Origin of the sequence: Flavobacterium sp. CLA17, from assembly GCF_013112255.2 — a bacterium.
Taxonomy (GTDB): domain Bacteria; phylum Bacteroidota; class Bacteroidia; order Flavobacteriales; family Flavobacteriaceae; genus Flavobacterium; species Flavobacterium circumlabens.
This window is the reverse complement of sequence record NZ_CP068294.1, coordinates 92,621-107,902: the sequence shown is the minus strand read 5'-3', so window position 1 is coordinate 107,902 and position 15,282 is coordinate 92,621. Positions and strand designations below refer to the sequence as shown.

Below are 15,282 nucleotides of genomic sequence, written 5' to 3'. Positions count from 1 at the left end.
TACTGCTAGTGGTATTAAAGTAGTGTTGTTCCGTTTGAGATTTTTACATCATAAAATTTTAATTCAATCCCAAATGTATCTAAATAAAGATTTGAAAACTTACGTTTAGCCTCATTTTCGCAACCTTTTTTTATTAAATTTATGGTACACCCACCAAAACCCCCTCCCATCAATCGGGAACCGATCACAGAATCATCTGCTTTTGCTGTATCCACCAGCATATCCAGCTCTGCACAACTTACTTCATATTCCTGCGATAACCCGTAATGCGTCTCAAAAAGTAACGCTCCCAAAAGTTCAATATTCCCGTTATCTAATGCCTCACAAGCTTTTATGACACGGTTAATTTCTTTGATAACAAAATGTACTCTTTTAAAAACAGTCGGATTCATTTTATCCTGAATGCTCAAAAGCTGTTCTTCGGTACAATTTCTAAAACTTTTTACTTCCGGAAAATAATTTTTTATGATTGATAAACCTTCTTCACATTCAAGTCTTCTGGTATTGTATTCAGAAGTGAAAAGCGAATGTTTTACATTACTGTCCATTAAGATTAATGAATAATCTTTGAAATTAGCATCGTGATATTCAAATTCCAATGTATTGCAATCTAATTTGATCACTTTATCTTCAATTCCGTGAACACTTGAAAACTGGTCCATAATTCCGCAATTGATACCTACCCAGTGTTCCGCTTTTTGACCCATTAAGGCAATGTCAACTTTTGTAATCGTAAGATCGAAAAGTGCTGCAATGCCAAAAAGCATCCCGCATTCTAAAGCCGCAGAAGAAGACAGCCCAGAACCAACCGGAATATTACTGCTGAAAACACAGTTGAAACCTTCAAAAGAAAAACCATTATCCTGTAATTGTTTGATTACACCAAGAATATAATTGGTCCAGACAACATCACTTAACTTAATTTCCTGCGTAAGATCGACCTCAAATTCTTCGTTTAAATCGATGGCGATTATTTTAGATTTTTTGGTATTGTTTTTCTCAAAAGCAAAGCAGATTACTTTGTCAATTGCTGCCGGTAAAACATAACCGTCATTATAATCGATATGTTCTCCGATAATGTTTATTCTTCCCGGAGAAAGCACGGTTTTTTGAGGAGAAGAACCAAATGATTTCTCAAAAAATGCCGTTGTATCCTGTATTAAAATGTCATTCATTATTTTGTAATTGTAAAGCGTTGTGCTGTAGTTGTTCTAGAATCTTAATTTATATTTTCAAATCGATAAACCGTTTTCTGACTGTATTCTTCTCCTTTTTTCAGGATCGAATTCGGAAAATTTTTATGATTGGGTGCATCCGGAAAATTTTGTGTCTCAAAACAAATTCCGCTTGACGGATGATAAGCCGCATCTTGCTTTCCTTTTAGCCTGCCAAAACAATTCCCGCCAACATAGATATGAACACTGGGCTGATCGGTATAAACGTTCATTTGTAAATTGTTTTCTAAGCTGATTAATCTTGCAACAACCTCTGTTTTCGAATTCACGACAAAAGAATTATCAATCGGAAATGGGCATTTTTTTGGTGTCCTGAAGTCGAAAGCATGATTCGTAAGATCCGTTAAATTCCCTGTCGGAATATTGTTCTCATCCGTTTCCAGCATTTTGACCGATTTGATAAATATCTCCTGATCTAAAACGCTCGAATCATGACCGTTGAGGTTGAAATAACTGTGGTGTGTCAGGTTAATAATAGTATCTTCCGTTGTTGTCGCTTTATATTCTAATTTTAATTCGTTTTCTTCCGTTACCGTATACGTCAGGTAGACATGCATTTCTCCCGGAAAATTTTCGTCCGAGTCTTCGCTTAAAAGACCAAAAGTAATCGACGGATTTTCACCGGAAGTTACATTGACCACATTCCATACTTTTCTTCCAAAACCAAAAGTACCGCCATGCAGCGTATTACCATTATTATTGGCCGGCAGCTTAAAAGTTGTATTATTTAGAACAAAAGAACCATTGTGTATTCTTCCGGCATAACGACCAACAGTAGTTCCGAAATAAGGTGCGCTTGGTAAGGTATAAGAATCCAGGTACGCCTCAAGATTGTCAAAACCCAGAACAACGTCTTTCAGGGTACCATTTGAAAGCGGAACCTGCAAAGAAGTTACGGTTGCTCCGTAATTGACGATCTGAACTTTCATTCCGTTTTTGTTTGTCAATTCGAAAGAATAGATTTCTTCGTTGTCAGGCATTAAACCAAACAATTTGTAGTCAGATAGATTCTGAAAATGAGATATCTGTTTTATTTTCATATAATTTTTACCAAAAATGAAATTCAAAAATAGAAACATTTCGAAAAATCACATACCAGTACCTACCAGTTTTTGTATCTTGCATCCAAAAACTATTTTTTATGAACGTAATTTCTGTACAAAACAATTTAGGGCTCCCAAAATATAAGCAGATAATTCTTTCAATTGAGAAAGCTATCGAAGAAGAAAAATTAAAAAAAGGAGACAGATTGCCATCCGTCAATAAAGTTTGCCTGGCTTTTTCATTATCGCGCGACACGGTTTTACAAGCTTACGATGAACTTAAAAAAAGAGGGATTATTTATGCCATTCCAGGTAAAGGCTATTATGTAAAAAGCGTTGAAACTACCCTGAAACATAGAATTTTTTTACTTTTTGATGAATTGAATATTTTCAAAGAAGACATTTACAATTCGTTCCTGAAAAACATTGGAAAGAATGTTCAGGTCGATATTTTCTTTCATCATTTTAATGTCAAAGTATTTCAGAAGCTAATAAATGACAGCAACGGAAATTACACCAAATACATTATTATGCCGACGAACTTAAACGATGTAGTAAATTTTATAAAAACCCTACCAGTAAATGAAGTAATCATACTGGATCAGACCAATGAGAACTTAAAATCGTATCCCGCAATTTATCAAAATCATCAGAAAGATATTTTTGAAGGATTGTTTAAAGCGAAATCCAGATTGAATAAATACAAAAAACTCATTTTGATTTTTCCGGGATTCAGGGAACCCCTTGGTATGAAATCAGGTTTTGAGGATTTTTGTGACGCCTATCATTTTAACTACGAAATCATCACCGAATTTACCGCAAGAGAAATCACAACAGGAGATCTTTATATTATTCCGAATGATCGGGATCTGGTAAAAGTTATTGAAAATGCCGGAAAGCAAAGCTTAAAATTAGGTAGCGATTTTGGTATTATCTCTTACAATGAAACGCCACTCAAAAAAATTGCAGCCAATGGAATTACGACAATTTCAACTCATTTTGAAGCTATGGGAAAAATTTTGGCCGAAATGGTTTTGAAAGGGAATAAAGAACAGATTGAGAATAAATCGTCCTTAACCATCCGGAATTCGCTGTAAGAGATAAAAAATGAGTTTTTCGCGTATTACTGGTTATGTGATAAATAAATTTGTTTATAAGTAGTAAATCATCAAATTTTTGATTAAAAAAATAAGGAAACAATTTTTTTGTTTTTGTAGAATTATTTTACATACATTTGTAAATGTAAATTTCACACTTATTATTTGTTTCGTTTTGCGTTCGTTATTATGAGCTAAAAACAAATAAAAAACCACTATAAAACAAACCAAACTACAGCTTAAAATGAATAACAAAATAGACCAGTTATCGGCAGATAATATAAGAGCTTTGGCCATTTCGATGGTCGAGAAAGCAAATTCAGGTCATCCCGGAGGAGCAATGGGAGGCGCAGATTTTATGCACATGCTATATTCCGAATATTTAAAATACGATCCAACTGACATGAACTGGATTTTCAGGGATCGTTTTTTTATGGATGCAGGACATCTTTCGGCTTTAATGTATGCACAATATCATTTGCTTGGAAACTACGAAAAATCAGATCTTGAAAATTTCAGACAATGGGGTTCGGTAACTCCCGGACATCCTGAAATTGATGTTAAAAGAGGCGTCGAAAATACTTCAGGGCCATTAGGACAGGGTCATGCAATGGGCGTTGGAGCAGCAATTGCCGCCAAGTTTTTATCGGCGAGATTTGAAAATTTATTCGATCATAAAATATACGGTTTTATTACTGATGGCGGCGTTCAGGAGGAAATTTCGCAGGGAGCCGGACGAATTGCAGGACATTTAGGATTGAATAATTTTATTATGTTTTATGATTCGAATGATGTACAGCTTTCGTCCATGACAGATGAAGTTACAACCGAAAATACAGCGATGAAATATGAAGCCTGGGGCTGGAAAGTAATTACAATTGAAGGTAATAATCATGCGCATATTCGATCCGCATTAAACGCAGCCCACGCCGAATTAGAAAGACCAACTTTGATTATCGGAAGAACTATAATGGGAAAAGGCTGCGTTACCGCCGATGGAACGATGTATGAAGGACAATGCGAATTGCACGGTAAACCAATTGGCGCTACAAAAGCCAGCTTCGAAAAAACAATATTAAATCTGGGAGGAAATCCGGAAGATTCATTTGCAGTTTATGATGCTGTTGCAGCGCATTACAAAACTATTTTAGCCAATAAAACAGCAGAAGCGGCCAATAGGAAAATACAAATTTCAGCTTGGGAAAGTCAGAACCAGGAATTAGCTCAAAAGATGCAACAGTTTTTTAACGGAGATTTACCGGTTTTGGATTTTGGCAGTATTGTTCAAAAAGCAAATGCAGCAACTCGTGATGCATCGGCGTCCGTTTTAGGATATTTAGCTGAAAATGTAGAAAATATGATTGTGTCTTCTGCCGATTTATCGAATAGCGATAAGACAGACGGTTTCCTTAAAAAATCATCTGTTCTGCAAAAAAATAATTTTAAAGGCGGTTTTTTACAAGCCGGTGTTGCCGAATTAACGATGGCGGCCATTGCAAACGGAATTGCGCTTCACGGCGGTGTGATTCCTGTTGTGGCAACATTTTTTGTGTTTTCAGATTATATGAAACCAGCCATTCGTTTGGCGGCAATTCAGGAATTACCTGTAAAATATATCTGGACACATGATTCTTTCCGAGTAGGTGAAGATGGTCCTACACATCAGCCAATTGAACAGGAAGCTCAGCTTCGATTACTGGAAAAAATTAAAAATCATTCCGGCGATCAAAGTTTGCTGGCCTTGCGTCCTGCAGATGCCATTGAAACTTCTGTAGCCTGGCAAATGGCACTTGAAAACAAAAAAACACCGACAGGTTTAATCCTTTCGAGGCAAGATATTGCAGCTCTTCCAACAAATGGAAACTCCAGATTTGATGAAGCTTCGCAAGCCAAAAAAGGAGGTTATCTGGTAAAATCAAATTCAAATCCTGACATTACTTTAATCGCAAACGGCTCAGAAGTTGCCACACTTACAGAAGCTGCAACTGAGCTGGAAGAGCGTTTTAAAATAAACATAAACGTTGCTTCTGTTATTTCAGAAGGACTTTTCAGATCACAATCAAAAGAATACCAGGAAAGTATTATTCCAAAGAATGCCTTAGTGTTTGGACTTACGGCGGGACTTCCTGTTAACCTGGAAAGTTTAGTTGGCAGTAACGGAAAAGTATTTGGCTTAGATCATTTTGGCTATTCGGCCCCTGCATCAGTTTTAGATCAGAAATTTGGATTTACAAGTAAAAATGTCTGCGAAGAAATCCTTAAATATTTAAAAGAGAATAATTATAACCTTTCAAAATAAAAGAAAAGATGAAATTTTTTATAGACACAGCGAATTTAAAAGATATTAAAGAAGCCAATGATTTGGGAGTTTTAGATGGTGTAACCACTAATCCGTCGTTAATGGCAAAAGAAGGAATTACAGGAGCGCAGCATATTTTAGACCATTATGTAAAGATTTGCGAATTGGTTGACGGTGACGTAAGTGCTGAGGTGATCTCAACAGATTTTGAAGGAATGGTTGCCGAAGGAGAAAAATTAGCAGCTTTGCATCCGCAGATTGTGGTGAAAATCCCAATGATAAAAGAGGGTGTAAAAGCAATCCGATATTTTTCGAATAAAGGAATCAGAACCAATTGTACTTTAATATTTTCGGCCGGACAGGCTTTGTTGGCAGCAAAGGCCGGCGCAACTTATGTTTCACCCTTTATTGGACGTTTAGATGATATTTCGACTGACGGAATGGTACTGATTGAAGATATTAGATTGATTTATGATAATTATGGTTTTGAAACTCAAATACTAGCAGCTTCCGTTCGTAATGTGATGCATATTATCAATTGTGCAAAATTAGGATCTGATGTTATCACGGGCCCCTTAAGTGCAATTGAAGGTTTGTTAAAACATCCTTTGACGGATATTGGTTTAGCTACTTTTCTGGCTGATTATCAAAAAGGAAATAGCTAGTATTATTTTCAGCCACAGATTACACAGATTGTCACAGATTTTTTAATCCTTTATCCCGATAGCTATCGGGAGGGGCAAACTTAAAGGCAATAATTTTTATAGTAGTTTTATTGAAGAAAAAACCCTGAAAGTTTGTAGCTTTCAGGGTTTTGTTTTTATTCGAAAAAATTGTTTTTCCCGCAGATTTAGAAGATTGAGCGGATTTTTTTAAGTCTTCCATCTGCTAAATTTGCGAGAGAACTTAATCCGTTCTCTGATAAATATAATCTGCGCTAACCCGTTTCATCCGTAAAATCCGTGGGTAAACCAATTTTTATAAATTCAATACAAAATCATTCAGTAATTTCTCTTCATATTTTTCTTTATTGAAAGTATACAGATAAGACCCTTTACGGGAAGATGCCATATCTTTTTCTTCTAATTTATTCAGGATTTCTAAAGAATTAATCTTGCTGATAAAGTTTCGTTTGTCTAATTCCTTGCTCAAAATTGCTTCGTATAATTCTAATAATTGTCGCATGGTAAACTTTTCAGGGAGCAATTCAAATCCAATTGGTTTTATCGAAGTCCTGTAACGAAGTCTTCTAATGGCTTGCTGAACCATTTCGTTATGGTCAAAGATTAAATGAGGAGCATCGGCAATACTAAACCATTGCGCATGATAATTTTTGATCAGCTCGGCATTATGATTTTCAATATTAATCAAAGCATAATAGGAAACTGAAATGGTTCTTTCAACAGGATCACGATCAATTTCACTGTAAGCATATAATTGCTCCATATAAATATCGTTAAAACCTGTATAGGTATTTAAGATTCTGATTGCCGCATCATCTAATACTTCATCTCGTTTTAAAAACCCACCAATTAAGGACCATTTTCCTTTTTCCGGTTCAAAATCTCTCTTGATTAAAAGGATTTTTAAACCCTCAAGGTCGAATCCAAAAATGATACAATCTACTGCTAACAAGACTTTATCGGCAGAGCTATAACTGTTTAGCATACTCAATTTTTTATTGTAAATATATAAACTTCCTAATCGGTTTCATAATTTATTAATGTAGGTTTCACACTTAAAACAATACCTATTCAAGAATAAAGTTAAAAAAGCGTCTTCTAGCGCAAAATTAACATCCATTTTTGTTTTTTATGATTTTTTTAAACAAAAAACAGGATAGTAAAGAATAGTTTTTTTTAAAACGATTCAATTGAACCGTAAAACAAAGAGTTATAAATCAGTTTATTTTTACAAAAAAAGCACGTTACCACATTCAAACAGTTATAAAACAGCTCCTTTGTTATTTTTTTAAAAAAAGTCATTTTTTGCTTAAAAAGTGGCTTTTCGCGTAAAAGTGTAGTTTTTACACAAATAACCTTAAGGAAAGACCTTTTTTTTTGAAAAAAACATTAAGCTTTAAATAGTGTAAACATCTTTAATTTGCGATATGCGTTTTTTTAAGCACTTTTTTTTATGATATTAATTTGTTTTTAAGCTTTTTTTTTAGTTAAATTTACAAATGTAAAATCAACACTTATAATTATACACTAACTAACTTAAACTAACCAATATGATAACAAACCAAAAATTATTTTTTTATTGCAATTATTTATTGCCAAAAAAAGAATGGCTTGTAGCATTCATGATGCTATTATTTTCCGCTCATCAAATGTCGGCTCAGGACAAAGTGATTAGCGGAGTTGTTACTTCGGCTCAGGACAAATTGCCTTTGCCGGGTGTGAACATTTTGATAAAAGGAACCAGAACAGTTTCAACCACCGGTTTTGATGGAGAATATTCGATTAAAGCATCGCCAAATGATGTTTTAGTTTTTTCATTTATAGGATTTCAGAACCAGGAATTAACAGTAGGAAATCAATCTAAGGTAAATGCGGTTTTAGGTGAAGACACTAACAAATTAAATGAAGTAGTCGTAATTGGTTACGGAACACAAAAGAAATCAGATTTAACCGGATCTGTAAGTGTTGTTAATATGGAATCGGCTAAAAAAACCGTAACATACGATGCTGCCAAAATGCTTCAGGGACAGGTTCCGGGAGTAACAGTACAATCATCTGGAGAGCCGGGTGGTTTTGTAAATGTCAAAATTAGAGGGATAACTTCCTTTACCAACAACAATCCTCTTTTTGTTATTGATGGTATTATGGTTGACGCTCCGAATGATTTTGCACCAGGAGAAATAGAATCCATGCAGGTTCTTAAAGATGCTTCTTCAGCAGCTATTTATGGTGTTCGCGGAGCAAATGGAGTGGTTATTATTACGACTAAAAAAGGTAAAGCAGGTAAAACAGATGTTAAATTCAAATCTATTGTAGGACTTCAGAATGTTACTAAAAGATGGGATGTAACAGATCGTTTGGGTTATCAAAAAATTACAAGCGAAGCCGAAAGAAACAGAGATGTTAGAGCAGGAGTTCCGGTAAATATTGCACCTGGAAATAATCCCGCAAGTTCATCGTACATTTCAAATGTTGATACAGACTGGCAAAAAGAATCGATGCAAACCGGTGTAGTACAAAATCAGGCACTTACATTGGCAGGAGGGGCAGAAAATATTTCGTACAGCTTTAATGTTGATTATTTCAAAAACACAAGCTACTTAAAAACACCACAAGATTATGAAAGGTTGTCAACGAATTTGAATTTGTCCGGTAAAAAAGGAAAATTCAAATACGGGGCAAAAATTGCTTACACGCAATCTGATAAGGAAATTTTTAACGAATATAATGCAGGACAGACATTTATCAGTGATATGTTAGGTGCTGTACCAACAATGCCTGTTTACGATGCCAACAGATTAGGTGGTTATGGAGGAACAGATAACCTGACACAAAGAGCGATCTCAATGAACCCTATTGGATATAATAATCTGATCACTAACAATGGTAAAAGAAATCGTTTTGTTGGAGATATCTGGGGAGAAATTGAAATTGTTAAAGGGCTTAAATACAAATTGGATGTAAGTTATGACAGAACAGATTGGGAAAACAGAAAATTTATACCGCCAAGTGATTTAGGATGGTATTATATTACTACAAACGATGAAGCTTCTTTAGATACAGAAACAGGTAATGAGCTAAGAACGTTCATGAATAATTTATTGACCTACGAAATTTCACTGGGAAAACATAAAATTGATGCTCTTGCAGGATGGATTCAGGAAAGAAGAGACTATCATCGATATAATTCTAGAGGTGTTGGTTATACGCCTGGAGAAATTCCAATGCTTCAGTTTGCTGATGCAAGAAATGCCAGCGAATATAAATTTACCATTACAGGAATATCATACATCAGCAGATTAAATTATGCGTATGATGACAGGTATTTGTTACAAGCTAATTTCAGACAAGACAGAACATCTCTTTTTAGTGAAATCAATAATTCCGCAAACTTCTACTCTTTTTCAGGAGGTTGGAAAATTAGTAATGAAAAGTTTTTGCATTTACCAATGTGGGTGAGCAATATTAAACTTAGAGGAGGTTATGGTACAATAGGAAACAATACAATTCCGCAGTACTTTTTTGCTTCAACAGTAAACAGTTTTGCCGGTTATGATTTTAATAATGAGCTTGCTCCCGGAACAACTGTGATTGCAGCACTTGATCCTAATGTACACTGGGAAAAAACAACCAGTAAAAACATTGCATTAGAGTTAGGATTTTTTGATAATGACTTGCAATTTACAGGAGAGTATTTTATAAAAAAAGTTACAGATATGTTGGTTAGTGTTCCTTTACCTTATTCTAATGGTGCTTTCCCGGCCAGTATTTTTACTAATGCAGGAGACATGCAAAATAAAGGTTTTGAGTTTACAGCATCATACAGTAATCATCATCGTAAATTTAAATACGATATCTCAGCCAATTTTGGAACGTTAAAAAATGAAGTAACCAAAATTGGAGTAAACGGAAACCCTCTTTACGGAGCAGTTTCAAAAACAGAAGTAGGAAGATCTGTTGGTGAACTTTTTGCATGGGAAGCAATTGGTATTTTTCAAAATGCTGCCGAAGTGGCTTCTTCTCCAAAACAAACAGGTGCCGCTCCCGGAGATGTTAAATTTAAAGATGTAAACGGTGACGGAATTATTACGGATGCCGATAGAACTTTTCAGGGAGTCTCAATTCCAAAGTATGGTTTTGGAGTGAACTTTAGCGGATCTTATGAAAATTTTGATTTCTCAATGTTTTGGCAAGGCAGCGGAGGAAATAAAGTTTTTAATGCCATGTATCGTAATCTAATGGCAGGACAATATGGAAACCACAGTACAGATGAACTTAACTATTGGACTCCGACAAATACAAATACAAATGTTCCTGCACCCGTTATTGGTGACCCTAACGGAAATGGCAGAGACTCTAATCGATTTATTGAAAGTGGCGATTATATTAGATTGCAAACAATGGAGTTGGGTTTCAATATTCCGATGAAAGATAAATTTATCCAAAAAGCAAGAGTATATGTTAATGGTCAAAACTTATGGACGATTACAAAATATACAGGTTATGATCCGGACTTTACCAGTGATGGATTGCTTTCGAGAGGATATGATGCAGGATCTTTTCCAAATCCAAGAACTATTTCTTTAGGAGTAGAGGTAAATTTCTAAACTGGTTTAACCCATTAAAACGTATTAAAATGAAATATAAAATATATAATTATATAGCAATTTTCTTTTCACTGGCTGTTGTAACAACAAGCTGTGTTGAAAATGAAGATTTGACTCAAATTGACCCAAATAATAATGCAGTAGATTCATTTTGGAAAACAGATCAGGACGCCATTGAAGGTGTAAATGCTGCCTATGGAAGTTTATTAACAGATGGAACGTACATGAGAAGTACACCATTATTATTAGATGCAAGATCTGATGATGCCCGTACCAATAGCCCTTGGGGTTCCATGTATAATGCAGGTCACTTTAACTCAAATGTTGCCGATGCCTCAATATACGGATGGGCATTTGAAACCTATTATCAGGGAGTTTACCGTGCGAATCAGGTTTTAACAAATGTGCCTAAAATTAGTTTTGCAGATGAAGGACTTAAAAACAGAATCTTAGGACAAGCTTATTTTTTAAGAGGATTGTATCTTTTTCATGCCGCTAATTTGTTTAAAAATGTACCGGTACCAACAGAACTGGCAGTATATTATCCTCAAAAAACAGAAGCAGAAGCGTGGGCTCAGGTTATTGCAGACTTTAAAGCGGCGGCCGAATTATTACCTGTTTCTTATACTGGTATTTCAGGTTTAGACGCAGGCCAGAAAGGACGTGCAACAAAAGGTGCTGCTTTAGGATATTTAGGAAAATCGTTTTTATTTACCAAAGATTTCCCTAATGCTAAAATCGCTTTTAGACAAGTTATAGATTTAGGAGTGTACTCTTTAGTGTCAAACTATCGTGATAATTTTACTACTGCTAACGAAAATAATTCTGAATCTCTTTTTGAAGTACAATTTAGCAGGGATGCAGGTGGTGTTGACTTAGGTTGGGGCGGTGCTCCGGCTTCAGGTTGGGGAAAAACTTCGGCAAGAGCAATTACCTATGCACCAAGAGCTTTTGGCTGGACAGATGTTCAGCCATCATGGGCATTGTTTAATGAATTTCATGATGAAAAAACAAAAACAGGAGATCTTGACCCTCGTTTGGATGCCACTATATTTTATAACAAGCCGGGCGGAATGAAATTGTATGGTAAGGACTTTGCAACTTTCTATGCTTCCAGTCCGGGAGATTTAAATGATATATTTTGTAGAAAATACCAAAATTCAGATGGTGAATTTGCAGATGAATACGATTGGCGTTCCGGTATAAATGAACGTCTATTAAGATATGCCGATATCCTTTTAATGTATGCCGAATGTTTAAACGAAACAGGTGATACTCCGGGAGCATACGGATACATTCAAATGGTAAGAAACAGAGTTGGTTTACCGGATTTAAACAGTACAAAACCAGGAATGTCGCAAGTCGAAATGAGAGAACAAATTGGTCATGAAAGGTTTTTGGAATTCCCTCTTGAAGGCCACCGTTTTGACGACATTCGCCGTTGGGGATGGTTACAGAATCCTACAAAACTAGCCTGGTTAAAATCCAGAGATGCCGAGTTTAATTCTTATACGCAGGGAAGAGAATTTTATCCAATTCCGCAATTAGAAATGGATAATAATCCGGGAACAAAACAGAATGAGAGTTATTAAGTTTTCAGTCTCGGTCCCAGTCTCAGTCTTCAGTAGAGACTGAAAACTGAAAACTGAGACTGAGACTGTACAGAGATAATTAGTAACAGTAACTAAAATTATAAAAAATGAAAACAATTACAAGTTTGGTTTTATTAGCAGTATTATTAGTAAGTTGTCAAAATGAAGATGTTGTAATCCCTTCAAACGAGGATGCAGCTGTAAAAACTCAAAATTCTCAAATAAAAAGTTTAACAGCCAAAACAGTTGCCGGAACCGTGCCTTCACACGATCCAAGTACAATTGTAAAAAGCGGAGTCAATTATTATGTTTTTACGACAGGCGATAATATCCCAATGACGTATTCTACAAATTTAACAAGCTGGACTTGGGGAACATCAGTTTTTACTTCAACTCCGGGTTGGATCAAAGGATATGTACCGGGTTTTGTAAAAACATTCTGGGCACCGGATGTAGCATGGTTTAACAATAGATGGAATATGTATTATTCATGCTCCACTTTTGGTTCTGCAACATCAGCAATTGGGTTAGTAACTGCTCCTGCAATAAGTGCTTCGGCAGGTACAAACTGGACAGACAGAGGTGTGGTTGTTTCATCCTCTTCAGCGTCAGATGTAAACGCAATTGATCCTTCAATTTTAGTCGACGGAAGTAATGTTTATATGGCTTATGGTTCCTGGCATGCCGGAATTGGAGTCATCCAGATTAATCCTTCAACAGGAAAAACTACAGGAAGCAGAACCATTGTTGCGGGCGGAAGCAGTGCCAGTTGGGAAGCCCCTTGTTTAATCAAAGAAGGAAGTTACTACTATATGTTCGTTAACCGGGGCTCTTGCTGCAATGGCGTAAACAGCACCTATTATATTGTAGTAGGCCGTTCAACAAGTCCGTTTGGGCCATATGTTGATAAAAATGGAGTCAATTTAAAGAACGGTGGCGGAACGACCGTTTTAGCTACACAAGGAAATTATATTGGCCCTGGTCATTTATCCAGAATTACAGGAACTCAAAAAGGATCCGTTCATTATTATGACGGAGCCGACAATGGAAATCCTAAACTGGAAATTGTATATTTCACGTGGTCATCAGGATGGCCAGCACTTTCTTATTAAAAATACCATTCAGAGGAAAGTCTCATAAAGCTTTCCTCTTTTATAACTTATAAAACATACTATGAAAAAAGCACTTTTAATCACATTTCTTATTACCATTTGCAATCAGGTAAGTTTCGCTCAAAATCAGACCACAGTTGTTACGATAAAGAATGCGGCCGATGCTCCGACAATCAACAAAAATATCTACGGCCATTTTGCAGAACATTTAGGACGTTCTATTTACGGAGGTTTTTTTGTGGGAGACACCTCAAAAATTCCAAATACAAAAGGAGTTAGAAATGATATTATCAAAGCTTTAAAAGAATTAAAAATTCCGAATTTAAGATGGCCTGGCGGATGTTTTGCGGATACCTATCACTGGAAAGACGGTATTGGACCGCAACAGGAAAGACCAACAATCGTAAACCAATGGTGGGGAGGAGTAACAGAAGACAACAGTTTTGGAACACATGATTTTCTGAATATGTGTGAATTGCTTGGAGCAGAACCGTATTTATCAGGAAATGTAGGCAGCGGAACCGTTCAGGAATTAGCAGATTGGGTACAGTACACCAATTTTAGTGGTAAAAGTCCAATGAGTGATTTACGTAAAAAGAACGGAAGAACGGAACCATGGAAAGTAAAATTCTGGGGAATCGGAAATGAAGCCTGGGGTTGCGGTGGAAATATGACAGCAGAATATTATGCGAATGAATACCGCAAATACGCCACTTTCATGTCGGATTGGGAAAATACAGGCGGAATTACCCGTATCGCTTCAGGATCCAACAGTGCCGATTATAACTGGACAGAAGTTTTAATGAAAAACATTCCTTTAAATATGTTAGGAGGATTAGGGGTTCATCATTATGCCGTAATCGATTGGGGTAAAAAAGGCGACGGTGTAAACTTTACCGAAGACGGTTATTTCCATACCATGCAATCGGCGCTAAAAATGGAAGAATTGGTTACCAAACATGCAGCTGTAATGGATAAATACGATCCGGAGAAAAAAGTAGCCATGATTGTAGACGAATGGGGAGCCTGGTACGAAGTAGAAAAAGGGACAAATCCGGGATTTTTATACCAGCAAAATACCATGAGAGATGCAGTTTTAGCCGGAGCAACGCTTAACATATTCAACAATCACGCTGATAGAGTCCGTATGGCAAACTTAGCACAATGCGTAAACGTTTTGCAAGCCGTAATTCTTACAGACAAAGCAAAAATGATTACAACGCCAACGTATCATGTCATGAAAATGTACAGCGTGCACCAGGATGCTAAGTTATTACCGGTAAGTTTTCAATCGCCGTCATATACTTTTAATGGAGAAACACTTCCGGCAGTATCGGCTTCAGCTTCAAAAGACAAAAGCGGATCGGTTCATATTTCACTAGTAAATGTTGACGCAAAAAATCAAAATAAAATAGAAATTGATGTAAACGATCTTGGAGTAAAAGCTTTCAAAGGAATGATTATAACATCAGCAAAATTGCAGGATTACAATTCATTCGATGCACCAGACAAAATTGTACCAACGGTTTTTAAAGGTTTCGAAAACAAAAAGGGAAAATTAGAAATCACAATTCCTCCTTTCTCAGTAGTGGTGTTAGAGGGAAAATAAAAATA

10 protein-coding genes are annotated in these 15,282 nt (G+C 36.0%); 7 read left to right on the top strand and 3 right to left on the bottom strand.

Translation table 11 applies throughout. From position 1 onward, the window contains the following. Nucleotides 1–14: 14 nt before the first annotated feature. Together galK and HAV12_RS00445 are read right to left on the bottom strand one after the other, a co-directional pair. Nucleotides 15–1,175, bottom strand: a complete 1,161-nt coding sequence (gene galK / locus HAV12_RS00450) for a galactokinase (RefSeq protein ID WP_171568000.1) — start codon at nt 1,173–1,175, stop codon at nt 15–17. Nucleotides 1,176–1,219: 44 nt separating this feature from the next. Further along, the gene (locus HAV12_RS00445) at nt 1,220–2,275 is read right to left on the bottom strand and encodes an aldose epimerase family protein (protein WP_171567999.1); all 1,056 of its coding nucleotides are present in this window, start codon (nt 2,273–2,275) and stop codon (nt 1,220–1,222) included. Between the two features lie 101 nt (nt 2,276–2,376). Here HAV12_RS00445 and HAV12_RS00440 point away from each other — a divergent pair, with 101 nt between their 5' ends. From HAV12_RS00440 to fsa, 3 genes are all read left to right on the top strand, one after another. Further along, the gene (locus HAV12_RS00440) at nt 2,377–3,375 is read left to right on the top strand and encodes a GntR family transcriptional regulator (RefSeq protein WP_132032661.1); all 999 of its coding nucleotides are present in this window, start codon (nt 2,377–2,379) and stop codon (nt 3,373–3,375) included. Nucleotides 3,376–3,619: 244 nt separating this feature from the next. Next, the gene (locus HAV12_RS00435) at nt 3,620–5,674 is read left to right on the top strand and encodes a transketolase (RefSeq protein ID WP_171567998.1); all 2,055 of its coding nucleotides are present in this window, start codon (nt 3,620–3,622) and stop codon (nt 5,672–5,674) included. A gap of 8 nt (nt 5,675–5,682) precedes the next feature. Further along, nucleotides 5,683–6,339 carry a fructose-6-phosphate aldolase gene (gene fsa / locus HAV12_RS00430; RefSeq protein ID WP_132032657.1) on the top strand — a complete coding sequence of 219 codons (657 nt, stop codon included), beginning with the start codon at nt 5,683–5,685 and terminating at the stop codon, nt 6,337–6,339. A 313-nt stretch (nt 6,340–6,652) separates the two neighbouring features. Here the strand turns inward: fsa and HAV12_RS00425 are convergent, their stop codons facing one another. Next, nucleotides 6,653–7,342, bottom strand: a complete 690-nt coding sequence (locus HAV12_RS00425) for an NUDIX domain-containing protein (RefSeq protein ID WP_132032655.1) — start codon at nt 7,340–7,342, stop codon at nt 6,653–6,655. Nucleotides 7,343–7,907: 565 nt separating this feature from the next. Here HAV12_RS00425 and HAV12_RS00420 point away from each other — a divergent pair. The 4 genes from HAV12_RS00420 (at nt 7,908) to HAV12_RS00405 (ending at nt 15,277) form a co-directional block, all read left to right on the top strand. Then, entirely contained in the window at nt 7,908–10,964 is a 3,057-nt protein-coding gene (locus HAV12_RS00420) for a TonB-dependent receptor (protein ID WP_171567996.1), read from the top strand. A 29-nt stretch (nt 10,965–10,993) separates the two neighbouring features. Beyond that, nucleotides 10,994–12,556, top strand: a complete 1,563-nt coding sequence (locus tag HAV12_RS00415) for a RagB/SusD family nutrient uptake outer membrane protein (RefSeq protein WP_171567995.1) — start codon at nt 10,994–10,996, stop codon at nt 12,554–12,556. Nucleotides 12,557–12,663: 107 nt separating this feature from the next. Further along, entirely contained in the window at nt 12,664–13,668 is a 1,005-nt protein-coding gene (locus HAV12_RS00410; protein ID WP_171567994.1) for an arabinan endo-1,5-alpha-L-arabinosidase, read from the top strand. 61 nt (nt 13,669–13,729) lie between these two features. Then, the gene (locus HAV12_RS00405; RefSeq protein WP_171567993.1) at nt 13,730–15,277 is read left to right on the top strand and encodes an alpha-N-arabinofuranosidase; all 1,548 of its coding nucleotides are present in this window, start codon (nt 13,730–13,732) and stop codon (nt 15,275–15,277) included. Nucleotides 15,278–15,282 lie beyond the last annotated feature (5 nt).

What these genes read in the sequence shown, in the direction of transcription:
- galK (WP_171568000.1), bottom strand. Translation starts at nt 1,175, where the DNA reads ATGAATGACATTTTAATACAGGATACAACGGCATTTTTTGAGAAATCA.
- HAV12_RS00445 (WP_171567999.1), bottom strand. Translation starts at nt 2,275, where the DNA reads ATGAAAATAAAACAGATATCTCATTTTCAGAATCTATCTGACTACAAA.
- HAV12_RS00440 (WP_132032661.1), top strand. Translation starts at nt 2,377, where the DNA reads ATGAACGTAATTTCTGTACAAAACAATTTAGGGCTCCCAAAATATAAG.
- HAV12_RS00435 (WP_171567998.1), top strand. Translation starts at nt 3,620, where the DNA reads ATGAATAACAAAATAGACCAGTTATCGGCAGATAATATAAGAGCTTTG.
- fsa (WP_132032657.1), top strand. Translation starts at nt 5,683, where the DNA reads ATGAAATTTTTTATAGACACAGCGAATTTAAAAGATATTAAAGAAGCC.
- HAV12_RS00425 (WP_132032655.1), bottom strand. Translation starts at nt 7,342, where the DNA reads ATGCTAAACAGTTATAGCTCTGCCGATAAAGTCTTGTTAGCAGTAGAT.
- HAV12_RS00420 (WP_171567996.1), top strand. Translation starts at nt 7,908, where the DNA reads ATGATAACAAACCAAAAATTATTTTTTTATTGCAATTATTTATTGCCA.
- HAV12_RS00415 (WP_171567995.1), top strand. Translation starts at nt 10,994, where the DNA reads ATGAAATATAAAATATATAATTATATAGCAATTTTCTTTTCACTGGCT.
- HAV12_RS00410 (WP_171567994.1), top strand. Translation starts at nt 12,664, where the DNA reads ATGAAAACAATTACAAGTTTGGTTTTATTAGCAGTATTATTAGTAAGT.
- HAV12_RS00405 (WP_171567993.1), top strand. Translation starts at nt 13,730, where the DNA reads ATGAAAAAAGCACTTTTAATCACATTTCTTATTACCATTTGCAATCAG.